21 protein-coding genes are annotated in these 24,449 nt (G+C 31.3%); 8 read left to right on the plus strand and 13 right to left on the minus strand.

The features are described from left to right. The coding region (locus G5B32_RS06145; RefSeq protein ID WP_206366806.1) for a hypothetical protein at window positions 1-316 on the plus strand (316 nt) is incomplete at its 5' end. A 353-nt stretch (window positions 317-669) separates the two neighbouring features. Here the strand turns inward: G5B32_RS06145 and G5B32_RS06150 are convergent. The 4 genes from G5B32_RS06150 to G5B32_RS06165 all read right to left on the minus strand — a co-directional run bounded on the left by G5B32_RS06150 (window position 670) and on the right by G5B32_RS06165 (window position 4,363). Further along, window positions 670-1,542, minus strand: a complete 873-nt coding sequence (locus tag G5B32_RS06150; protein WP_165290670.1) for an RteC domain-containing protein — start codon at window positions 1,540-1,542, stop codon at window positions 670-672. 104 nt (window positions 1,543-1,646) lie between these two features. After that, window positions 1,647-2,375 (minus strand): LytR/AlgR family response regulator transcription factor, encoded by a 729-nt coding sequence (locus G5B32_RS06155; protein ID WP_165290671.1) that lies wholly within the window; start codon window positions 2,373-2,375, stop codon window positions 1,647-1,649. A 1-nt stretch (window position 2,376) separates the two neighbouring features. Further along, window positions 2,377-3,408, minus strand: coding sequence for a hypothetical protein (locus tag G5B32_RS06160; RefSeq protein ID WP_165290672.1), 1,032 nt, complete (start codon window positions 3,406-3,408; stop codon window positions 2,377-2,379). 61 nt (window positions 3,409-3,469) lie between these two features. Beyond that, window positions 3,470-4,363, minus strand: a complete 894-nt coding sequence (locus G5B32_RS06165) for a hypothetical protein (RefSeq protein ID WP_165290673.1) — start codon at window positions 4,361-4,363, stop codon at window positions 3,470-3,472. 615 nt (window positions 4,364-4,978) lie between these two features. On the opposite strand from G5B32_RS06165, the gene G5B32_RS06170 reads away from it, so the two are divergent. The 3 genes from G5B32_RS06170 (at window position 4,979) to G5B32_RS06180 (ending at window position 6,648) form a co-directional block, all read left to right on the plus strand. Beyond that, complete coding sequence (locus G5B32_RS06170; protein ID WP_165290674.1) at window positions 4,979-5,614, plus strand: hypothetical protein; 636 nt, start codon at window positions 4,979-4,981, stop codon at window positions 5,612-5,614. 81 nt (window positions 5,615-5,695) lie between these two features. Further along, window positions 5,696-6,166 (plus strand): MauE/DoxX family redox-associated membrane protein, encoded by a 471-nt coding sequence (locus tag G5B32_RS06175; protein ID WP_165290675.1) that lies wholly within the window; start codon window positions 5,696-5,698, stop codon window positions 6,164-6,166. 140 nt (window positions 6,167-6,306) lie between these two features. Beyond that, complete coding sequence (locus G5B32_RS06180) at window positions 6,307-6,648, plus strand: hypothetical protein (RefSeq protein ID WP_165290676.1); 342 nt, start codon at window positions 6,307-6,309, stop codon at window positions 6,646-6,648. A gap of 63 nt (window positions 6,649-6,711) precedes the next feature. Here the strand turns inward: G5B32_RS06180 and G5B32_RS06185 are convergent, their stop codons facing one another. The 3 genes from G5B32_RS06185 to G5B32_RS06195 are packed head-to-tail and all read right to left on the minus strand — an operon-like array spanning window position 6,712 to window position 12,386. Next, a complete protein-coding gene (locus tag G5B32_RS06185) occupies window positions 6,712-8,097 on the minus strand; it encodes a RagB/SusD family nutrient uptake outer membrane protein (protein ID WP_165290677.1) in 1,386 nt (461 codons plus the stop codon). 17 nt (window positions 8,098-8,114) lie between these two features. Continuing rightward, on the minus strand, window positions 8,115-11,315 hold the full coding sequence (locus tag G5B32_RS06190; protein ID WP_165290678.1) for a SusC/RagA family TonB-linked outer membrane protein: 3,201 nt from the start codon (window positions 11,313-11,315) through the stop codon (window positions 8,115-8,117). A 3-nt stretch (window positions 11,316-11,318) separates the two neighbouring features. Further along, complete coding sequence (locus G5B32_RS06195; protein ID WP_165290679.1) at window positions 11,319-12,386, minus strand: TlpA family protein disulfide reductase; 1,068 nt, start codon at window positions 12,384-12,386, stop codon at window positions 11,319-11,321. A gap of 1,056 nt (window positions 12,387-13,442) precedes the next feature. On the opposite strand from G5B32_RS06195, the gene G5B32_RS06200 reads away from it, so the two are divergent. Next, window positions 13,443-13,673, plus strand: a complete 231-nt coding sequence (locus G5B32_RS06200) for a helix-turn-helix transcriptional regulator (protein WP_165290680.1) — start codon at window positions 13,443-13,445, stop codon at window positions 13,671-13,673. 177 nt (window positions 13,674-13,850) lie between these two features. Here the strand turns inward: G5B32_RS06200 and G5B32_RS06205 are convergent, their stop codons facing one another. Next, window positions 13,851-15,476, minus strand: coding sequence for an ISL3 family transposase (locus G5B32_RS06205; RefSeq protein WP_165290681.1), 1,626 nt, complete (start codon window positions 15,474-15,476; stop codon window positions 13,851-13,853). Window positions 15,477-15,544: 68 nt separating this feature from the next. On the opposite strand from G5B32_RS06205, the gene G5B32_RS06210 reads away from it, so the two are divergent. Next, on the plus strand, window positions 15,545-16,012 hold the full coding sequence (locus G5B32_RS06210; protein WP_410528461.1) for a helix-turn-helix domain-containing protein: 468 nt from the start codon (window positions 15,545-15,547) through the stop codon (window positions 16,010-16,012). 991 nt (window positions 16,013-17,003) lie between these two features. Here the strand turns inward: G5B32_RS06210 and G5B32_RS06215 are convergent. From G5B32_RS06215 to G5B32_RS06235, 5 genes are read right to left on the minus strand one after another with little or no spacing between them, the layout of a single operon-like run. Beyond that, a complete protein-coding gene (locus G5B32_RS06215; protein WP_165290683.1) occupies window positions 17,004-17,768 on the minus strand; it encodes an MAE_28990/MAE_18760 family HEPN-like nuclease in 765 nt (254 codons plus the stop codon). Continuing rightward, entirely contained in the window at window positions 17,758-18,885 is a 1,128-nt protein-coding gene (locus G5B32_RS06220) for a DUF262 domain-containing protein (RefSeq protein WP_206366807.1), read from the minus strand. The genes G5B32_RS06215 and G5B32_RS06220 overlap by 11 nt, the downstream gene beginning before the upstream one ends. Window positions 18,886-18,888: 3 nt before the next feature. Then, window positions 18,889-19,563, minus strand: coding sequence for a hypothetical protein (locus G5B32_RS06225; RefSeq protein ID WP_165290684.1), 675 nt, complete (start codon window positions 19,561-19,563; stop codon window positions 18,889-18,891). Between the two features lie 8 nt (window positions 19,564-19,571). Then, window positions 19,572-21,215 carry an AAA family ATPase gene (locus G5B32_RS06230; RefSeq protein WP_165290685.1) on the minus strand — a complete coding sequence of 548 codons (1,644 nt, stop codon included), beginning with the start codon at window positions 21,213-21,215 and terminating at the stop codon, window positions 19,572-19,574. Window positions 21,216-21,217: 2 nt separating this feature from the next. Beyond that, a complete protein-coding gene (locus tag G5B32_RS06235) occupies window positions 21,218-22,801 on the minus strand; it encodes an Eco57I restriction-modification methylase domain-containing protein (protein ID WP_165290686.1) in 1,584 nt (527 codons plus the stop codon). A gap of 229 nt (window positions 22,802-23,030) precedes the next feature. Between G5B32_RS06235 and G5B32_RS06240 the strand changes: the two genes are divergently transcribed. Together G5B32_RS06240 and G5B32_RS06245 are read left to right on the plus strand one after the other, a co-directional pair. After that, complete coding sequence (locus G5B32_RS06240; protein ID WP_165290687.1) at window positions 23,031-24,059, plus strand: HNH endonuclease domain-containing protein; 1,029 nt, start codon at window positions 23,031-23,033, stop codon at window positions 24,057-24,059. Then, window positions 24,059-24,424 (plus strand): HIT family protein, encoded by a 366-nt coding sequence (locus tag G5B32_RS06245; RefSeq protein WP_165290688.1) that lies wholly within the window; start codon window positions 24,059-24,061, stop codon window positions 24,422-24,424. Before G5B32_RS06240 ends, G5B32_RS06245 begins: the two co-directional genes overlap by 1 nt. The last annotated feature ends 25 nt before the right edge of the window (window positions 24,425-24,449 follow it).

Genomic DNA, 24,449 nt, shown 5'->3' on the forward strand with positions numbered 1-24,449 from the left:
GAAAACTCGCCTGGATGCCAGTCCGAAAATCGGGAGGGTTACAATGGAATCTCAGAATAATGGAAGAAAGTTTTCAGCATATTGGTCTGCTATTGATAAGAAAGATTCAAAACTATTGGAAGAAAATCTAGTCTTATGCCAAGTTGATAAAAAGGAATTCATGGAAAAGCCTGGTTATGCTTTTTCAATTCACTTAAACCCTGGTTTAGAAAATCAGAGAGAAAGTGTCTGTTTGAGTGAAAATTTAGTTGTGGAATACAAAGGAATATTATCAGTATTTGATGAGTTTTCACCTAGTCGCAAATTTCGTTATTGAATCATCAAATACAACTGACTTACTATCAGACTATCAATAAATTAAATACTAAATTTCTAATTTTTTAGTTACCCCACAGACCCACAACGTAATAATATCTTATAATATTGTGTATTATTGAGACAATAAATCATGTAGTTTTCGTCATATTTTCTTGTCTTGCACACCTAGTCTAACCGTATTAATACTTTAACGCTTGTTCAGATTATCAAGAACAGTCATTTCCTCATGATGCAGTTTATTTCGTAGATTAATTAAGGTGTCTTTAAATACAACAGTCGATTAAAAATCTTGAAAAACAACTTATGCATCATTAAATAAATAACCCATTGTAATAAATATATATTATGCAATTATACTTTATCTCTATTAGACTTTCCAGTAAAACTATTATGAATATGAGAGACTAAACAAACTTTCATTTCATCCAAGAACTTTGTATGGCTTACTAGTTTACGTCTACTTATATCGATGAACATGCGATAAGATTGTCCCAAATCTGTGTTTAAACTACTTTCTAACCAAGAAATAATTTCACCAAGTTCAGCTTTTCCTCCGTTTATTCTTTTGGAATGATACAAGCCATATGCTAACTCCACCAATTCTATTTTATTTCCCGACCACCACCTTCGTTGATATGCAAGTTCTTTCTCCAATAATTCAATATCTTTATTTTTCTCCAAACTTTTCACTTTACGCACTAAACAGTCTCGTAACATTTCATAGGCTTTAAACTTAGCAAATAGAAAATCTAAACTACTTGAAAATCTATCTATTTTAGCTATTAAATTCAATTCTGATGGTAAATCTTTCAAATTGCGACTTAAGAAGTATTCAGCATCTTTACTATTTTCATTGGCTAAATAATATTGGTAATAAAAAGCATATCTTCTAAAAAATCTATTGATAACTTTCAATTCATGCAAGTAATATTTCTTAATAACGCTATCAGTACTGTTAGGTATAAGTTCAATGATATGATGCAATTTAATGATATATATATGCCAGCTTTGAAATTTTGGCTTAATATATTTAAAGAAAAAAATTTCTGCTTTATCATTTTCAAAAGATATTGAATATAGTATATTTCGAAGTTGAGTTAATGTATTGGTTGTAATCTTTAGTGAGTTTGGTAAATCAATTATAGTATTTATTTGAGGATTATTTAGTAGACGTAACTCATTAAGCATTCCTTCATATAAAGATTCTATTTGTGAAGAGTTCATAAATTTAAAAGATATAGGTTGATGAGTGGGTAGATTAATAGTATAAAAAAATCACTGAAGATATATGTAACTATTTTTTAGGTGTTTAATATATATTTTTATCATCATCGTCTTTTTTGCATCTCAAAAGTCATTATTGCTTTTTGAAAGTTTTCTTTATATATTCTTCCCAATGGTATTACAGTATCGTTTCCACCAATTATTAATTCAGTACTCGTACGTGCAATTACAGCAGCTAAGGACACTACATAACTACGATGAACCTGACAAAATCCATCAATTGGTAACAATCTAATCAGTGCAGAAAGCGACATACGTACAGTATATGTTTTCCTTTCAGTAACTATAGTTAGCAATTTATCATCACAAGATATAAAGAGGAGTTCATTCACATGCAATGCCTGTTCTCTATTGTTTATATCCATAATCATTAGGACTTTTGGTTTACTATTACTTTCTTCACGTCGATCAACTTCTGCTAATAAATCCCAAACAAGTCGCTCTAATAACTCAAAACTCGGCATTTTTGATATATAACCTCTTGCTTGAATTCGTGAGACTACATAACCATAATTATCATAATTGGAACAAATAGCGATAACAGGGGGACTCTTAAGCATACTAACCATTGTTTCTCCATTTATCTGAGGCATATCCATATCAAGAAAAAGTATATCCAATTTATGTGTACGCAAATATTCTAATGCTTGCAGAGGATTGTCTTGTTCATACATAACATTCAAGAAAGGAAATTCTTGAAGTGCTAATTTTAAATATGTTGTGCTAGACAATTGATCATCCACTATACCAACTGTATACATTGATTTTCTCATTTTAAATGTGTTTTAAATTAATATTAAACACAAATATTTCATTCTCTTTATGGGTATTGATTTCAATATTCAATTGAAGCATCTCAATTATTTTGTTCATATTTTTTATACCTGTACCACTACTTTTATAGCTGTTAACCTTATAATTATCAATCATACTTTTAAAAGTAAAAAGACATTCATTTTGTCTAAGTTGTATTGCAATATGAATTGGACTGTTATTACTTATTTTTGCATATTTAAGAATATTTTCAAGTGGTAATAGAAGTATTCCCAATGGAATTAAATAACTTCCTTTAGGATATTCACCAATCAATTTCACTGTCATTTCCCCATAATACTGCTTTAAAAGACCAATGAATCTCTTCAACTCATTGACCTCATCATCTATGGATACTAAATATTCAGTCTCACTTTCTATTCGCATGAAATAAGCAAGTAATCCGATGGTATTTTGGATATTCTTTTTCTGTTCAGGTTTAGATTGCAGCAATATAATACCAAAATTTGTGCTTAATAGGTTTTTAAGAAAATGAGTTTTGATATCCTTACTAACTAATTTTTCTTGTAATTTTATCAATTCAGAAATTTGCAACTTGTAGATTCTACGTCTATAGATAAATAGTGCAATACTTACAGTTAATAGCGCCGAAATCAATACAAAAGCATATGCACTTATTAACCGCCGTTGAAAATAAACTTTATCGTAAGGTACATCATCACTAAAAAGTTGTAAGTCCAAACGAGGCATGACTTCCTGTATAATATAATACATAAATGGAAAAAGTGTACAAAAAAGTATGAAAAACCCTAGCCCAGCAATTATTCGAAATAACCACTTTTTTGAAAGACCCCAGTAAAGAAATAAAACGTTAAAACAATAATATATAGTATATAATGCACCTACAGCAACCACATGTTTATATGGAACAACTTCATTTGCGTATGATTTATTAACGACTACTAACGCTGTATAAAGTACAACGATCCAGAATATAGCTGTAATTACAGTGTATAATTTAAGGCTATTCATTATTGGATTCTAGTAGATGGTTACTAAAATTAACCCTTTTTTCGCTAGAATCAAAAATGTTTTACATATACAACATATAGTTCGCTCGATTAAAAACAACTTGCTTTTCTTGAAACTCAACTGCAACAAGAGCTTCATTTTCAAGCTCTGAAGTGTTTATTGAAATCTTTAATCCCTTTCCTACTTGCCCAGGATTAAAACTACCATTTTTATGCATGTATTTCCAACATTCCCATTTCCATGGTGAAAACTCAATTTGAGTTGTGAGAAAATCATAAAGTTGTTGCATTCCAATTTTAACGAATTCCAATCTGTTATCACAATGCTTGGGATTTATTATATTTCCTATGCTAAATGCAAAATTTTCGTTTCTTTTTTCAAGAACTAATGGAATAATGCAAACACCTAAGATATGACTTATCATAGGTATTCCTTTACGAACCAATAAACAATCATTTAGAAAATGAACTTTAATAAATTGGTTATTATTAACGTTTGCACCAGAATTCCCATCTGCAAAAATGACTACATGCCTTCCTTCTTTTATCGCTGATTTTATTTTTAAAAGAACTGTCCTGTCATCACTAAACAGAAAATTATGTACATGACTAGAATTATTAAGTTTGGATTGCATATCTAAGAATAAAGTCTGGTTTATATCATATACGTCTCTATCTAACAAGATATCAAAATTTAACCCTATTTCTCCTAGTGCTAAGACTGTTTCAAAATGGAAACCCAAATGAAAAATACAAAGTATACTAGGTGCTAAATTTAGGAGATAATCTTTCTCAACATTGTCCTCTATTCGAAATTCGGTATGTAATCTAGGTTTATGGAACTTTAAAAATTTATCATAGATATCCTCATGATTCCTCCATGATATATGTGGTAAAAAATGATGCAAATGTGCACTGAATATAGCCTTTGGCCAATCGTAATTCATGTATTTCATAGGGGTATAAGTATAAATTAGGTTGATATAAAGACGTTATCGCAACCATTAATATAATTAACAGGTATAGCTTAATTAGTTATGTTAGTAGGATTTAGGGAAGATTTTGCTAAATCTTCCCTAGCAAATTAAAATGTAAATATTGGACACCGCTCTTTTGGAGGTGTGTTGGTATCACCTAATAAGGGTACAATTTTATCCCAACTTAGAATTTCTGAATATTGAAGGTCCTGCTTTTTGTTCATCATGTTTCGAAGATTTTTCATCTTATTTAAGTTTAGTATTAAAAAATCGTATACTCTCAAGGTGGTACCTACTCTTTAGAGCTTACATTAGTTAATCATGCTGAATTCAACAGTTCAAAACTTGTGAACATTTTAATTGCTAACGAATAAAATCGTACAAAGTCTCAAATAAAGCGTATACGACAACTTAATTGATTTGAGATATTGACACTTAATTAATCCATATTTTATCAACAATTCATTTCTTTCACGCCATAATAATGCAGTTCGCGCCTTAAAAACTGCTTTATACGATTGAATTTGAAGTATTACTATTCTTTTGTTAGTGTTGTAAAACCTATAAACTAAGCAAACAATTAATGTATTAATTATGAATAGACTGAGCAAAACACATCGCGCATCAATAGATCTTTTATTAAACCACTGGTCACGATTCATAGCGATACAACCTTATCATAAAACATGGCTATACCAACATAGTAGCTTCTCAACTTATATTCGAGGAAACTGTATTTATGATTCGAATTGGGGTAATAAAAAACTATTTTATGTATGTAAAGGTCTTCTTGGACACGTTGATTATTATATTGACAAAAAAACAGGAAAGGAAAAACGAACAATACTCTCTATTGGCCTACCCTTAATGTCGATGATGACTACGGACCATCTCTATTCGAATACGCAAGGTCCTGGACAAATAATTGCCTTAAGACCGAGTCAGGTACTTATATTCAGTTATGAAAAAATTAAAAATTTTATACGGGAGGATTATAGTTTAGCAGTTTTGCTTTCAGCCATGTTGAATAAAAAGAAACGACAATTAGGCAGACTTCGGCAAGTAGATGCTGTACATGATCCACAAACTGCCTATATACGTTTTACAAATAATCTACCTGAATTAGTGAACTTATTGAGCCAAACTGAACAGCAAGATTTATTAGGTATATCTAGAAGTACCATCCGAAGAGTATCCTTTTTTCTACTTACAGGTAAACATACAAGATAATTGAATCCGCAAGGATTAATTATCTATAAAAATCCTTCCTCAAATTTGAAATAGTAACAATAGTAAAAAAACAACACCCTTATGAATAGAAGAAAATACATATTGTATATAGCACAATACAGTTATATTATTTTGTGGGGTTATTCCGCAACAATTAAGTTGTGGAATTGGGAGATTAGTAAACGTGAAATGCATTTACAACCTTTTGCAAATTGGATAGCTGATATACTTTTTTGGTTGGTTCCAGTTATAGAATTTTTTATTGTATTACTCCTTATAAATCGAAATACTTTACTACGCGGCATAAAATTATCAATCTTTTTACTCACTTTTTTTACGGGCTATCTATTTTTGGCTGTAAGTAAAGCATTTGGTAAAATTCCGTGTGCTTGTGGTGGTATTCTGAGCAATATGGGACATTTAGAACATATATTTTTTAACATACTATTTATTTTAATAGGTGTAATAGCATTGGTATTGACCCATAAAAGCAGACTGCAAGATGACGTCGCTTACAGAATCTGCAGAAAGGAGGATAACATCTCAATATGAATTTATTACCGAGGCAGCTATTAGGCTATAGCTGTTTTAACGGACTCTCAAATTGGCATTAGCCTTTAGAATGTCAATGAGCAGGTCATGCGATGGACCTGATGAAATCAAAACATGCTAACATATTTTAAATTTATTTTATGAAAAACATATTTAAAAATTTGAACACAGGAGCTTTAACAATTTTGGTTGCAGTTGCATTAATTACAATATCATGGACAGAAAGTAAAATTTCTCTAGCACCACAATGGTACGAAGTAAGCGTATCTGGAAGTGATCCTGATCCTGAAAAAAATCAGCATATTCTAGGACTTTTTCCTGGAAGTACGCCAGGTTCAACACCTGGAGCAGAATGTAACACCTCCCCTGGTGAAATTTGTGCTGTACAAATGGATTTACAAGGAGCACCTATCCCTGCAACAATTTCTGACGCAAACGCTCTTAATATAGACACAAGTGTTCAGAGACAAAAACAAGATTAATATTATTAACAAACTCATATAGGGTTAGTACATGATAAAGGGAGGTTAACACCTCCCTTTTAATCATCTATCGTTTTGTTGTAGTTGGTTATTGGTAATTTCATTTTCTGGGATTGGCCATTTCCATTTAGCGCTACCTTTCTCTAATATGAAACTCTCATCACCTACTTTTCGTCTAAATGAAGTGACATAAACACCTTCATGGTTTAATCTACGTACATCTTCCCATCGCCTTCCGCGCATATACAATTCTTTTTCTCTTTCCGCTAATATTATCTCTAAGAGATTAGCACTTTGAGGGTTTTCTGAAATAAAATTGATATATCGATTTCTTTTTAATTTATTTAAATCTGCGACAGCTTCATCATACCTATTAAGTCTCGTAAAACACTCTGCCCGTGTAAGTAATACTTCTTCAACACTTAATCCAGTAAAATACTCGAGTCCCCCCATACCACAGTACGACCCAACATATACGCGAGTGCCGTCTGGACGAGAAAAGTAATAAACTCTTTTTCTAAGATCGTCATCCCTTAATGACTTGTATAAAATCGTATCAGCTATAATTCGATTAGGTATCATTATTCCACCAACCTGTCTGGAGGTATATAAAATTATTGATGGATTATTTTTACCATAGGGTTCAAACAAACTACTGTATATACTGGAAACATTTCCCGTAAGTGAATTATAATTTAATAACGAATCTTTTCTTTGAAGCACTTTTTCGCTGTAAGCTAAGGCTTCAGGATACGCGCCCATTTGTAAATATACTCTTGCTAAGAGAGCTTGTACAGCACTAATTCCAGGCAGATAAATATTCTCCTGCGAAGTTACAGGGATATTTTCAGCATCAATTAAATCCTTTAGAATTTGGTCATAAACTTCTTTTAAACTACCACGCGTATATTCTATTGAAACATCATAATCTAATCGTAGTGGCAATCCCAATTTATTTGCAGCTGTAACAGGATCATAAACTTCACAAAATGATTGAGCAAGATGGTAGAAATTCCATGCTCTGTGAAAACGAGCAGCTATTCTTATTTGATTCCATTGATTTACTTCACTATCTGATGGACTTATTTTTTCAACATCTAGTGCTAAATTAGCATACATTATTCTTTCATATGCCTCATGCCAATCTCTAATATCTCGCTCATCGTCATGATAAACACGGTCTGCCCAAGTGTATACATTTCTATGGTAAGGCGAAAATCTAGAAGCCGCTATTAAATCTGCTTCGTTTTTTATAAAATACTCATCTGTACTTAAAAAATGTAAATCACTTGAAGTGTAAAGCATTATATCACGATTTAGAATCGTCATATAATCTTTAATATTACTCGGTACAACTTGGTTCGCATCACGTTTAATATCTAAGAATTCTTTGCCACATCCGATGGTAATACCGATTATAGCTGCTAAAATGATATAATATTTTCTCATAGTTGTAAAATCTAAAATTAAAAATCAACCCGTATTCCCAAAGCGAATGACTTTGGAGCAACATATTCCGAATCTGCATAATCAGGATCAATAGCATTGCTATTTGACTTCCAAACTATTCCTAAATTTCGTGCATAGGCATAAAACTGAATCTGTTGTAACCTGAGTCTTTGTACAATATCTTTATGCAATGAATAGGATATATTAATATCCTGAAATCGTATATGATCTCCTTTAGTAATTAGAGCCTCTGATGAAAGGTATGTTTGTGCTCTCCCTGCATTGTACACAGTAGATTGTGATGGAACATTGGTCCATAATTCATCACCTTTTTTCTGCCATCGATTAAAATAATCCATATGGTAATTCAAGTGCGATGTATTAACAGAACTCGGATCTAATGATTTCCTTCTAAATACATAATTACTTTTAAAAGTAAACAACGCTGATATAGATAATCCACGCCATGAAAATTCATTACGCAATGAACCATAAAATGGAGGAACTTTCATTCCTGAAGCGACCAAATCACTAAATTTTAGGTTATTATAATAGTTAGTATAATCTTGACTAATCTCTCCATTTTGATAAATCACAGGGTCACCATTTTCTGGATTTAAGCCAAACCACGGCAATGAGAAAAGCATATCCCTACTTTGCCCAACTACAGGTGTTTTACCATCAAGGTATTCAAAAGCTTTTAGTAAATTATTCGCCTTATAAGCTTTTACTTCATTTTTTGCAAAATTCAGAAGTAGAACTGTATTCCATACAAAATCACCCGTTAAATTTTTGGTTGATAACTGAGCATCTATGCCTTTCGTTTGTAAATCAGCATAATTCACTAAATTGGAACGCTCTGCTGAACTTCCTATGTAAATACCTGTACTAGGAGGAAGTATTTCTGCACCAATTAAGTCATTTGCATTTTTGATATAATAATCTAATTCAAGTGATAATCGATTTTGAAACCATTTGCTCTCTAATCCAAAATTAACTGTATTAACCTTTTCCCATTGTAGCGAAGGGTTTCCTATACTGTTTACAATAGAATAATTCATGTTTTTAAATTCATCTATTCCCAAATGTCTAATTGTGGGGTAAGCACTGACAGACTTATTTACATTACCGGCAGAACCATAGGTAGCTTTAAGACGCAAGTGATTTAAAGAATATACATTGAACCAATCCTCCATTCCAAGGTTCCAGCTACCGCCAATTGACCATAATGGTGTTCCTTTTTGATTGGTTTTCACCCCAAAAAGGTTTGAACCATCCCATCGTATAGAAGCAGAGGCTACATATCTTCTTTTAAAGGTATAACTTGAATTTCCGAAATAAGAAAGATAACGATCAGTAAATTTTCTTTTCACATAATCAGGCTGTGGAATTCGCAATCTTCCACCAGATGGACGTGTAGGATAAAATTCAGTATAAGAAAATAGATTTGTCCCTGTTAATAAATCTGGATCATAATTGTAGAGCGTATACCCAGGTAAAGATTCTTGCACAAATTCACGTTTCTCGCCTCCTATCAATCCTACCACTTGGTGATGTTGACCAAAATTCTGGTTATAATTTAGTTGCATCCTAGCTGAATGTGTATTCGATTCATTCGGATTTAGGAGCATATCTATACCACCGTATGGAATTACCTGAGTACCGTTTGTTTGTGTATAACGATTTACCAGATCTCTAACATAAAAACTATCTTTATCATATTGAACTGAATTAGTTCCATCTCCTTTGATATACTGATATGAACCATTGAAAGTAAAGTAATTTAGGAATTGATAGTTTATACCTAGATTAACTCGCATCTCCTTCATACGACCAGTTTTTTTTACTAAATTTCTATCTTCAAGAGGACGGTAATCCCAGTCAAGTAAACCATTATTTTGTGCATTCGAAACATAAGGATAACGTAAATCTTTGATTATAGAAAGGGCATTACCATTTATGTCAGCAAGCTTCGTATAAGGAGAAAGACCAACGTGAGTGGTGTGACCTTTAATATCATCAATATTTACCCCATTATTTAAATTACTTTGTTCGCTGTACCAAATACTACTACGTATTTCAAATCCTTTAGCGGGCATATATGTATTCTGCATATTAAGATTTAACCGCGTGTTGTTATTACCTATAACATCCATTCGATTTCTGTCATATCCAGCAGAAATAAAATAGGTAAAACTATCTCCTCCTCCCATTGCATTTATTGCATATTGTTTATACAATGACTCTTGGTACAAATAATTCATTGCCTCCTCCCTTACCTCTGTATTTCGCAACTCAGATTCTTTTATATCAAATTCATCTTTTGATATTGTACCTTTATTAAGGTCGATTAACATTTCTACATATAACGGAAAAGCAAATTGTCGGGTGTCATCACGATAAAAACTTGCAAGATCATATTTATTCTTTTCAATCTGCATTACAACATCAGAAGGTAAACGATTGCGGCTATACAATAAATCAGGTTTCATACCAACAGTATAATTATTGTTAAACGATAACTTTCCTTTTTGTTTATAGCCGCCTTGTTTGGTAGTAATAACGATTACCCCATTTCCTGCCCGTGCTCCCCAAATACTAGCTGCTGCTGCATCTTTAAGAATTGAAATATTTTCTATATCATTTGGATTAATGCTATTAATATCACCCTCGTAAGGAAAGTTATCTATAACTATTAAAGGTGATGAATCAGATAATATTGTTGCTAATCCACGTACACGTATATCTGAGGCATTCTTGCCTCCTGCATTAACAAATTGAACCCCAGAGATCACTCCTTCCATACGTTGCAAAATATTTCCGCCAATAGCTCTATTCAATAGTTTATTATCTATCACCTCGAAAGCACCCGTTGCACGTTCCTTAGGAATTTGATAAAATCCGGTATTAATTATTTCTACCTCTTGAATCATTCTATCATTTCTTAATAGAATAATTTCTAGAGGTCCAATATCTAATCCTTTAAACAATTGTAGCTTTTGATACCCTACATGTTCAAATAATAAGGTATCTCCACTAGGAATATCTTTAAAATTAAAAGCTCCAATGTGATTGGTGATAGTAACTCTATTTGCTTTCTTTAAAGTCACGGTCACGCCAGGAATAAGTTCATTTTGTTCATTATAAACTACACCTGTAATTTGCCCCTTTACAGAAATTGATAGAAGCAGCAATAAAAAAATAAAATTTATCTTCATAAGTTAATTGGTATGAACAGAATAAGTCCAGTCTAATTCCGTAGGTAAATTCACTTTATTTCCAGAAAGGAAATCTTTAATGAGTTGAATATCATAGCCCTGAGTTCCAGTTATTGTAATTAGTTTTCCATCTTTGACCCAGGCTATTCGGCTTACTGTTTGCTGGCTAAAGAAAAAGCTATTAAAAATATAAGCCTGTGGTCCAAACATAATTGGAGAATGCCAATTTCGTTGTACCCCAAATTGCTGAGCTTTATAATCAAAGTCTAGCATGACACCTATAACAGCCACCTCTTGAGGTAGCTCTTTAACAATTTCGTTCCACTTATCCATTGACTTTACACAAGGAGCACACCAAGTCGCCCAAAAATCTAATATCAAAAGTTTATTGTTTGAAAAATCTGATAATGTCCCAATATTTACCACACCTTTCGCATCTACATACTGAAACGGTAGAGACCCAACAATAAATGGTATACTGTCACCAATTCGAACATTTGGTGTTTTTTCATAATTTAAATTGTAGCTTATCAGCGGATAGCGAACTAAATCAGCCCATGGGTATATTTTAAGGGTATGTTTATAATTTTCAGGCTCAAAATGGTAGTGGTAAGATACATCAAATGTTAAATCAACATTTTTAAACTTCTCTTCATCCAACTTTTTACCACCAAAAATAACCTCTTTATTTTCGACAACCTGACCTTGAATATTCGTAATAAATAAGGTCAACAATAAAAAGAGTGTACAAGGCTTAAAAGTAAATTTATTATAAACTCTAGGTACAGTAATAACTATTTTAAGAAGATAAATAACTAAGACTGTTGCTATGATTTTAAAATATTTTGATTTCTTTTCCGAGTCTAAAGCCTCCTTATACTGACCACTTTCATACTTCAATCGCAATTGATGTTCATAAATTAGAGAGGCTAAATATTTAGTATAGGCTTCAATTTCCTTCTTATTAACTAACTTATCACTATCACATTTTGATTTAATAAACAGCAGAATTTGTTCTATATTCACTAATAAAACGTGAAATATTGGTATCTTCAATAATACGCTCAACATAAGTTTCAATATCTTTTTTAGGTAAATCATAATTTTATAAAGTCAATAATTTTTAAATTTATTATATGATTTTTGGAGACTATCAATGGCATTACCTACAACAATATCCTACACAGTAATACAAATTGGTTATTAATTAGGTCTCAAAAATCAAAACATAGCTTACCCATCACCCTAAAAATTCTTCATTTTAAAGGCTATTAATATCAATTAGAATGAGACTGCCACATTGTATAAGAGCTATATCTACTGTCTCAATTAACTAATACATCAAATGAGTATCAAATTCAGGAAAAACCGACCTTGCACCTATGGAAAATAGATAACGATAATGACGTAAATCATCTTTCAGATATATAAAAAGAGTTGTATCTTTAGAGTGACAAGCTTAAAAAGCACAAACCGATTCTACATAACTTATACAATCTAATTTATAATACCATAAGGTACAATGAGTCGGTTACAGCTACAAATGAGCTCAGGATTAAAATCCTGAGGTTTTACTGTTTAGACAATAGTCTGGACAGCTATGCCCATGGCTGTTTATAAGCTGTATTATTAAAAAATGCTATTCAGGCGAGCGAATTACGTTCTTATACAAAAATTGGATTGAAATCTCACTTTGATCAAATATCAAAGGATGGATTTTGGTGGTACCGTTGTTCGTTCTCATAGATCATTTGTTTAAAATGGTTATTTGGAAAACGATGAAACTCAAGAAGTAAAGAGGAAAGCACTGTTGGCAGGTAAAACCAATAGGGCGAACTTCAATGCTTTTGAAAGCGGTACCGTCAAGACCCCTATAACCTAAGTTATAGTTCCACAAAAGACCTACATGAAGTTCGCCCTATTAGACTATATCACGAAGATATAAAAATCTAATAGAAATGGCGAACCCACGGCTGTCTCATGTGGAAATTTTGACGGTTTTCTTTCATGAGTGACACCGTAAAAAGTGAGAAAATCTCACATAAATAACTGTCGCTTATATAACTATTTCAAAGATAATAAATAATTACAATATGGACAAATATGTCCAAATAAATTTTCGCTTATATGTCTAATACACAATACAAAGATCAAGAATATTTAATTAAATTGGGGAAGCACATTGAATCATATAGAGTAAAAAGCGGAAAATCATATGATGATTTTGCTAAGCTATGTGGATTGGATCGTAGACAACTAAGACGTATTGAGAAAGCCGAAACCAATTCATCAATTTCTCTTTTAAAAAAAATAGCTGATAATTTAAAGTTGAGTATACCAGAATTATTAAATTTTTAATCCGAAATTCCAAAGCTTCAATAGAAATTAATTCAGTAAGAATTTCAAAAATGATTTTTCAAATATATTACTAGCTAAAATATTACAAAAAATATCTATCAAATGACCATGTCGAAAGATATAATAAGTTCAGATTGGGTATTTCGTAGGGATGGGTTCTTCTTCAATTTTGGTGAATTAAGCTGATTTTGCAAGTATCATTTTCCTCAACAGCTGAAATCCTGCCCTTCCGTACATTTTTCTTTTTATATTTTTTATTCGATTCACTTGTCCTTCAACCTGGCCGTTACTTACCATTGTTACTACGGCATTATTCACTGCTTCATAGTCCCTTAAAAGGTTTTTAGCAAAATTTTTAAGGCCGCATTCAGATGTTGATGCCTCCTGAATCCATTTTTGTAACATTCCGTCTTTCTTGATAAGAAACAATTGTTTAAAGTCCTTTATCAACTGCTCCATTTGTTTTATTTTAGGAAGCTTTTCAAATAATAATTCTAAAAATTCTTTATCATCTTCCTTAAGGTGTTTTGACTCCCTATAGAGCAGTAAGGATAATTTGGTTGGTGACCAAGTTTTTGCTACCACCACCTGCGCCTCATATTTCATTCTCCTAAGCCCAGGCATATTATAAACTTCATTCATCTTGTGGCAAAACTGGGTATACTTACCATTGAACCCCATCTGAACAATAGTGTTATGCAGTTCTCGATATGTTTTTCCGTTGTTCTCTTCGCTCAAAAGATAATTAATGAAGGATTCCAGATTGGTGGAGTTTCTGGATTGTCTTTTCTCAAGTTTTTCCATGGACACATACCTTGCGACTGTTTTTCGATCCAGCTTTGTAATTCTGGCAATTTGTCTTAGCGTAATACCATTGGCATATAGCTCTTTAACCTTGTCGAATAGATATTGTTTATGAGCACCAATGTTTGCTGTAGAAATCGTTGGTGCTACAACTTCTAAATTTGCTTCAACAGGCCCGCTAACTTCCGTTAATGTAGGGGCTTTCCTTTTGGGATCATTATAAAGTTTAAATATTTCCTTCAATTCTTTTGCTTTTGATTGTATGACTTTTTTAGCTGCTTCCCCTAAGTTCATAATTAGGTGAAAGCGGTCGGCTACCTGAATGGCATCAGGGGCCCCTGTTTTTATACCCAAAGCATATGGACCATAGCGATCTCTGGATACTACTCTTATTTCTGGATGATTCTTCAGCCACTCTGCCAGTGTATCCGATTCACGATCCGGAAGTAAATCTATCACTTCTTTCCGTTCTAAATCAACAATAACGGTTCCGTAGGTACTTCCTTTTTTGAATGCCCAATCATCTACGCCAATTACCCCAGATGTCAAAGCCTTAGGTTGTATATCTACTCCGTGAATCACTCTTAACATAGTGGAGGAGCTAACCGGCAGTCCAACATAGCGACTAATTGCTGAACCTCTATTTCCTCCCAATTCAAGTCCCATTTTAAAAAGAAGATCATTTGAACGAATCATTCTTCTATAATATGGTCTGATTTCACAATCGAAGCGTTCAGTAAAAACCTTTCGATGACAGATTGAATTATCACAAAAATACTTCCTAGCCCTGAGCTTGACTTTTACTATATATCCGGAAACAGGAAGGTCTAAAAGAGTTCGGAAATATCTACTATGAACCCGTTTACTCGTAATGCCACAAATAGGACATGTTGAGTGTTTTTGATAAGCGTACGTACTAATATAAAGCTCTCCTAGAGAGGTATACATTGTTTCAGCTTTTAACTGTAAATTGTGAGGAAGTATAAATTCTGGAATCATAATTAAAAGTATAATATTAAATTACACATAATAATTTATATATTTGTTGTTTTAAAAAATAAATTACAGTGGGAAAATCAGTCTTACAAATTCAGCGATCCGACGCATCAGAGATAAAGAAGTTATTAAATACAAATGATGCTTATACTGTTGGTATAAGGCTATACATGGTATATCTTGTTGCATTAGGTTATTCGAGCAGACGCCTGTCTGAACTACATAATATCAGCTTCAAGCAGATAACAAATTGGGTTCATAGATTTGAAAAAGAAGGTATTGAAGGATTGAAAGACAAGAAAGGGCGCGGTAGACGGAGCAATTTATCAAACGAACAACTCGAAAGAATCAAAAACTTGGTCATAAACGAAAAACCCTCGGATCATGGATATAAACCTGTAAAGTGGACAGGTCCTATTTTGGCTCAATGGATTGATAAAGAATATGGCTTATCATATCAAAAGGCACAAGTCTATAACTTGCTCGAAAAGGTTGGAATTGTATTTGAAAAGAAAAAAGGTTTAGTTCGTAAAGTGTAATTAATTAACATACTTTCACCAAAATTGAAGAAGAACCTATTCAAACCGTAATATCCACAGATATTTTGGGAAAGTAATTTATTATGGCGAAAAAACAATTATATACTCAAAATTAATAGTTTTAAATTAAATCAAATTTTAAATATTAGTGCTTGGAAATCTAAAGATCGAAGACTAGTAAAAAACTTATTAGCTGGTGGAATTAATGTTCAAAGATCTTATTTACTAAGATAAACTATGTAAATAAGATTTATCAATAATATATTATATACAAGAATAGCGTATTATAAAAGCTATTATAAAGAATTTGTACAAAGAGCTCTTACATAACATAAAAGCTTATATAGATAATTAAAAAAAGAATAGAAACGTTAAAATAATGGATGATACTAAAAAAAAGTAAACTAATTTTGTTTTGAAGGCAACCTTGAAAAATATAGATCTACACTTCATGAGATTTTTTCAACTATTCAAAGTAACAATTGCAAGATTTGTGCAAGATATGATAATGGTCCCTCTATACACGAATTTCAGAATAATAATGGACAATGCATTATAAGAATTCCACTAAAAAGATTTACACAAAATCCTAAAGAAATCATCTGGACAATTCTACATGAATTTGGCCATCACTTGTCTTGAACGATTAAAAGGATAGATTTAACAAATGAAATCATCTTAAAACGCGATGAGGAAGCATGGGACTTTGCCTGAGATTACTTAAAAAATCATGACAAGTTAAAAACAGAAATTTACGAATTCGACATCTATGCTGATCAATGTCTTAACTTTTACAAACAAAGGCTATCAATTAAAGAGAAAAATACTTAAAAAATCAACTTAAAAACCCTAATGCTAAGACCACACCTTTAACATCCGGAAATAAATAATCTAAATAAGTGAATAATATATCAACAAAAGATAATTTTAACGGCAGTCAACTAAATAAATTTTAATAAAAAAGGAGTAAGTAGACATAATATGATAGTATTTAAGAATACCTAGATTCTATTTCGGCAAAGCCGACTCTAAGCTCTTCATTAAATTTTTCCATACATACAACACGTTCTTCACCTTTTGTGTTAAGAAAAAACTCATTTCTTACGAATTCCAATAATTCGTCCCTAAGAGATTCCAATATTAATACAACTGTATCTCTAAGTTTTTTCATTGTGACTATTTCTAATTCAAAATCCTCTTCATCTATTTCTATGCTTCCATGTCCTATAGAATTACGATTACCTAAAAATTTTATATCGATTAGGCTTTTTTTTAAATCATATTGTTCTTTATATTCTAAACCAACTAATTTTAGAATATTCTTTAGCACATTCGTACTTAAATTATCTTGAGTATTTATATAGGATTTGTCTTTTTCATTATTCAGATTAATTTTTAGTTTTTTTGAAATTTTCAAATTGGAAAGTGAATTTAGTTTACTAATTAAACTAAGCTCATTCTCAATTGTTAATGAATACTTTGAAGCATCTAAAACCTTTCCCATCTCTTTAACCAATAGTGCTTTAAAATTATCAGTTAAATCACAGAACTTATATTCACTCTTACTTAGATAATAAAGATATGTTTTACAGCTTTTCTTTATATATCCTTCCCAATGTGCATACAATAGTAGAAGAAAACTTTTGTATATCACGGAGTTTTCTGACTGCTCAGCTATTAATATTAATTCTGAAATTTCTCTTTTTCTCCAAAGCCAATCATTAATTAAATGGTCTTCAAAGTTTTCAATTGTCATTTGCAAAATAATTCTGTGAAAAATCCTTCAACTCTTTAATCCGTACTAAAGCTTTTTTACCTCTTAATGCCCCCTGAATAAATTGTGGTTGACTGTACATTTTCTTGATTCTATCAAGCAACAAAACCTTTCCCTCATTCTCATAAAATTCAATATTATGACTTAGGCCTGGTAAAATAGCTTCAAAACTTGACTGTAGAAAAGCACCTTCAAACTCGTCTTTGTCCTCTACATATTTCTTAAATGTCTTTTCTCCCAATAATTGATTTAATAATTTAAATACTCTTTTAAAAAGAGCTATTTCATCAATAATATTAAAATTCTTATCATTTAATAGCTTGATTGTCTCCTTATCAATGAAGTCAGACAATAATTCATTTGATATATTATATTCAGAAAAGTCTAGATTTTGTTTTTTTGATATAAAATACCTTAAAATTAACTCCATTGGAAATTCAACAATTGTTTTTGCGTCCGAAATATTAATTGCTTTAACAAATGGTGGAAATGTCTTTAAGTCCTCAATATGATTGTAAAAATCTTCATTTACCATTATAATTAGGCAATTTCTAATTTCCTGAGGTTGCAATACTACTGCTCCTGTATTTAATCTTTTAAATAGCTCATATTGAGCTTGGACATTATCTTCTACTAGTATAATTTTTAGGTCTAACTTGGACATTTTGATTATTCTTTGCGCATCGGCATTCAATGTAATCCAATTTAAGCCTTCGATTGAGGGTAACTTTTCTGTATGAGTAAAATTTAAAGGTGCTAGTACCGACTCTTCATGCTTGCTTTTTTTAAGAAGTCCCATTGTTTCTAAAACAGTACACATACGCTGTAAACCGTCAACAATAGTCCATTTGGAACCTTTGGTTTGAGCAATAAATATTGGTGGTGTAGGCATCCCCATTAATAATGACTCAATAAATCTTGTTTTCTGATTATCATCCCATCTGAAAAGTCTTTGATATGAAGGAAATAACTCTAAATCACCATCACGATACACTTGTACAAGTTCCCGGATAGCCATACTAAAATTATCTGTTTTAATCTCTTTACGAACTATTTCAATTTCTTTAAGAAGCAATTCATTTTGTTCAACTATAGTCATTCCTTAACTTTTTGTTTTCGTTATAACTTCATTAATAAATTCTTTAAGACTAGCGTTAAAATCAGAAAATTTATTTCTTTTAACCTCTTTTGGTTTTGAAAAAGGTTTACTCAATTTAAGATAATTATCATAATCTGAAGTGGAATTTATCTGATTTTTACCTAAAATAAATCCTAGTTTTTTTTTGGGATCAGTTGATTTGCACGAATCTTTACCCACATCATATATGGTTAATAGCCAAGCATCAATCTCTTCCACAGCGACTGCATGTAAAGTACTATCAATAACCTCTTGATTTTCTAACCAACCATCAATTATTTCCACAACTAATTCTCTCAAATTAACAGCATAATTATCATTTTTTTCGGGAATTCTAAGAACCCCATATTGACTGGCTTCAGCAGTATCTAAATGGATGATAATAAAATCTTGACCATCAATTGCTAGAAACTGATTGATTATCTTTTTCTCTATACATTCATTCTTAACTGAACTCCAACCTCCAAATTCATCATTACCCTTAATCCTAGCTCGATCTGTTTCATCTGTTTTGTTAATTGGTAATAATGCTCGAATATTAGCATCATCTATACCTAATGTGCATTTTAAAACATTAGTAATAACCGCTCGATCAGCTGGACCTTCAGAAATAACTCCAATAATAGTATTATCATTCATAGCTGATTTTAAAAATTCGTTGGAACAGCCCCCAAAGCTCCATTCATCCACATCTCGGAAAGTTTAAGGTTTTTGTCACTCAAATCAGACTTGAATTTTATTCTTCTTATACGAGTACTTCCTTCTGATGTCCTATAAACTTCAAATAAGCGTTGATCATCGTCAGTTAAATTAAGTCCATCTAAAATCGCAGGATTATGGGTAGTTATAAGCACTTGTTTACCTCTTTTCTTAGCCAGTATTACCAATATTTTAATAAGTTTTTGACAAAGTTTTGGATTCAATGCAGTCTCTATATTATCGATAGCAAAAAAATTTGGTGTTTTATTACTTATAAATAAAGTTAAATAAAACAATACATGTAGAATGCCCTCGTTTGAATTCTCAGCAGATAAAATGTTATTCTGCTTCTGCATAAACCTATCTGAAAAATATAACGTCGATAAACTACGCCCAGGTTTTAAACCATCCATCTTATACTTTTCATTTTTATCAGATTTAATATCTTCTAACCAAGAAAATAAATCCACACAACTTAGTAACTCTGCCTTTTCAAATGAATTAAGTGAGGAAATAAGTAAATCTAAGCCTTCACCATTAAGTCCTAATGGCGTCTTCCTACTGTCCACTGGAACAATTCCACGCAAAGATTTGGTGTTTAAATCGAAAATTCCATATTCTGAAAGTATTTTATTGATTAGTTCGCTATCAGTAGACTTAAAGGCATCTGGATTCATTTTAAGTTTATCGATTAAAACATTAAACTCTTCAAATCCCTTTTGAAAATCTATATCATTACTAATATAATCTCCAATTATTTTCGAAAGCTTTGTGTTTAAAGAATTAGATTGACTCTTGTCTACCCATTTTGTATATATGTCGTTTGGATCACTTGGTTCTAATTCAATTTTATATTCAATGTTGGTCTCATTAATTTTCAGAGAGATAAATAAATCAATTGAGTCTTTTTGTTTTTTCTCTAAAAATGAACTTACCATTAAATCTGGTCTAGCAATACGAACTCCTTTGCTATATAGTCCATCAAAATTTAAATCATCTGATTTACTTGCTGAAATTAAAGCCACGGCTTCTAGTATATTAGATTTTCCGCAACCATTTTCTCCAATAAATACATTAATTAGACCCAACTCTATATCTGCATCAATAATAGACTTAAAATTATTGATTTTCAAGCCATTGATAAGAAAATTATTTTTTTCATTTTCAGGAAATTGTTTATACTTAAAATTTCCTACAGCTTGTGACCAACTCTTTGTATTGAATTGCTTTACAGTGTCTAAGACCAAATCAGTAATCGCATAATGTGTATTAGAACTACTTGGTTTAAGCGATGAATCATCTGGATTCAATTGAATAATATTTTGATCAAGGAAAATTTTTAAAGCAAGTTTACGAAAAGACTCTCTAGAGTTTGTAGCATACCTTTCTTCATAATATTCATTAACAAAATTCATGATATCCTTACTCAACGTCATACTCTTCTTTGTAGCATACAGCCATTCAGAATCAGGCTTGATATTACAAAGCGCAAGAAAGGTTAGTTTAGCGACTTTTCTTTTACAAACAGACTCAGGTAGACCCAAATCTGTTAAAATGATTTCACATTCGTCCAGACGAGATTCAATACTCATTACTAATTATTCTTATTTTTTACTTTAAAAGTCTTATTAACAATTTTATCCAGTTTATACTGGTCTAGATTGGTTACTTTGCTAATTGATTTCCCCAAATTTAGTATAATATCAATATCTGGCAAAGGTAAATCTCTAAGTTCTGTAGCGCTAACATTAATATTACCATTAAATGTACGAAAATATACGTCGAATAGAGTACTATTAAGTAATGCTGCGACACCCCAAACACTAAATATGCTTAATTGCTCTTCTTTACCATAAATATAATTTACATGGTTTTCCAAGCCAATGCATTTATATTTGAAATCCTTTTTAAAAAATGGTGCTGCTATTAACTTACTATTATCATCTTTTGAACTAAATCTTCTTATAATAACCATATTTTGATTATCGACAAAAAGAGACTTAGCATCACAATCTTGAACTAAATATTGTGGTCTAACCTCATTAATATCGAACAATGGCCATTTTAAATCCATTTTATTGACATTATTAAGCCAAATAAGAGGTACAGTGTTTTCCGTTTGATTTTTTACAATATAATTATTGGCTCGAAAAGATACAACAGGTCCTGTTGATACTTTTATTCCAATATCGCTAAAAGTATTTGTCCATTTTTTAAATATAGATATAGCCTCTTCGTCTTCATCAGACATTGGAATATGAAGAATTTTTTGATTAGATGATAGATTTACCAAATCTGCAATTGAGTACACTTTAGATGTTCTAGTATTTATATCTTGCATTCCTGCAGACTGACATACAACTATTTGGTCCATTTCTAAAAATAAATCTGCTTGATATTTCGAATTTGTCACCCTTTTTTTTGCACTCACAATAATATTTTCTTGTAGCACTTTGTCTCTTTTAAAGAGATTTTTTCTAGAATGGAATAGATGCATTTTTTCAATTTTCAATTCTGTAAAAATGAAATCTCTAAACGTTTTAAAATAACCTCCAGAAGTAAAGCTTCGTGGAGAAATAAAAATAATTCTACCATTATCTCTTAGCAATCTGACCATCAAAAAAACAAAAATACTATAAATATTTTGTTGACCATGTAAAATGGATTTAGTTAATTTCCGTAACGGATCTTCCTTCGAAATCTTAAAATATGGAGGGTTGGAAATTGCTACATCGTAAGTATCAGGAGGCGTTCCACCTTGTAATATGGAAGTATTATGTAGGACAAAATCATTAACGCATACATGATAATTGAATTGTACACCTTTGTGTTGTAACCATTCTTGCAAATAATTAAGCACATCTTTTGTCATTTCAATTAACTTCAAATCCATTTCAAATACATCTAAATGAATCTCCCTAATCGAACTCTCTAAAGCAACATATTCACACAAGCCACAAGAAAGTACTCCAAGTCCACAACCGGGGTCGAGAATTCGCAATGATGTCTTATCTGTAGGTAGTTTATAAAAAGTAGCCAGATAAATAGCAATTTCTCGAGGCGTAAAGTATTGACCCAACTTCTTTTTGTGTTCCTTTTCCACTGTCTCTGTATACTTCTTTCCCAACTCATCTGCATACTCTGAGGGTAATAAATTACTATTTTTCTCATCCACCATAGGTAACAAAAATAACATTTTTTTGATTCCTATCTCAACAGATTTTTAAGTCTCTTAATTACAAAGAATTTAGTGTTTAAAGTTAGAATTAATTAAAAAATAATTTCCTAATGTGTAATAAACTATAAAAATAACTTGACAATTACTAAGGATTTAAAACTAAAATAATGATATTAATTTTCAGACAATAAGAATTCATTTAATAAGTTTAGCTACTAAAAAATTCTAAATGTCTATCCATTTCCAAGAAAACGACCTTAGTTTAGAATCCCAATGGAGAGCAATTATTCTATTTGGAAAGAATTCTGCTAGCTACAAATTTGCTTTTGGGAAAGCTTTATTAGAACTAGTTTCAAAAGAATCAAATTCAATATCAATCAAAGAATTATCTCCTATTTTCGTTCAAAGTATTTTAGAACATCTAAAAACGAACGACAAACAAAGTAATTCTAATTCAAGTACATTTTTGGAAGCATGCAGGAAATATAATAAGGAAGAAATAACCTATGATAACCTTTTAAGTATTACCGAAAAGCATGGATTTAATAATGTTGTAGATGCATTTCAAAATGTAAATGGAGGAATCATTCCAAATAAGTTCTACCATAAGGATTATAATGGAAATTCAAAAAATATAATAATCACGGATGATTTATTACGCTTAAAAGAAAGCTACCAATTCTTGAATTTAAATAAAGAAGTTGATGCAAGATGGAATTTAGTAGAGACAGCATGGAATTTACAGATCAATCCGAATCTTCTAGAGGTTAAAATTGATGATAATTTACAAACTCTTTTCATAGAACATGATTTTATGAAAAGGAAGGATATAACAACAGCCAGAGCCTCTTTGAATGGATATCAAAAAGGTAAATGTTTCTATTCATTTCAGGATATTTCCATTGTTACGGGTGATGAAAACCTTTGTGCTGTAAATCATTTCTTTCCACATGTACACAAGATTAGTATACATCAATCGGGTTCAAATGTTAATGGTATTTGGAACTTAGTTTTAGCAGATAAGCTTGTCAACTTGGATAAAAGTGCAAAAATTCCGGAGTTGAAATACCTAGAAAGAATATATAAAAGAAATGACTTTTATATAGCCAGTAAACATCCTTTAGGTGAAACCATCGTAAACCAAACAGGTAATACCCCGCAGCAAAGACGTAACTTTTTGCAAAAACAATATGATTTATCATTAAATTTATCCATTCAGAAATGGATTCCAAAAGTTGAACACGAGCCACTTTTCTAATGAAAGATTTTACAAAAATTGCACAAGAACTTATAATCTACAGAGACGATTATTTCTTTATGATCTATGATGGATTTCCAGTTAATCCAGGCCATCTTTTAATCATATCAAATGAAGTACGAAGCGACTATTTTGCTCTAACTGAAGAAGAAAAATTGGCTTTACCAATAGCAATAAACAATGCAAAAGAAATAATTATAAAGGACTATGTTCCAGATGGCTTTAATATCGGAATGAATTGTGGAGAATATGCAGGTCAAACAGTATTTCATTTTCATTGCCATTTAATTCCACGCTACAAAGGAGACATGGAAAACCCAAGAGGTGGTGTAAGACATGTCATTCCTAGTAAAGGAAATTATTAGCTATATATTACTATAAATAATTCGA

It is taken from the genome of Sphingobacterium sp. SGL-16 (genome assembly GCF_011043515.1).
In the GTDB taxonomy this organism is placed as follows: Bacteria; Bacteroidota; Bacteroidia; order Sphingobacteriales; family Sphingobacteriaceae; genus Sphingobacterium; species Sphingobacterium litopenaei.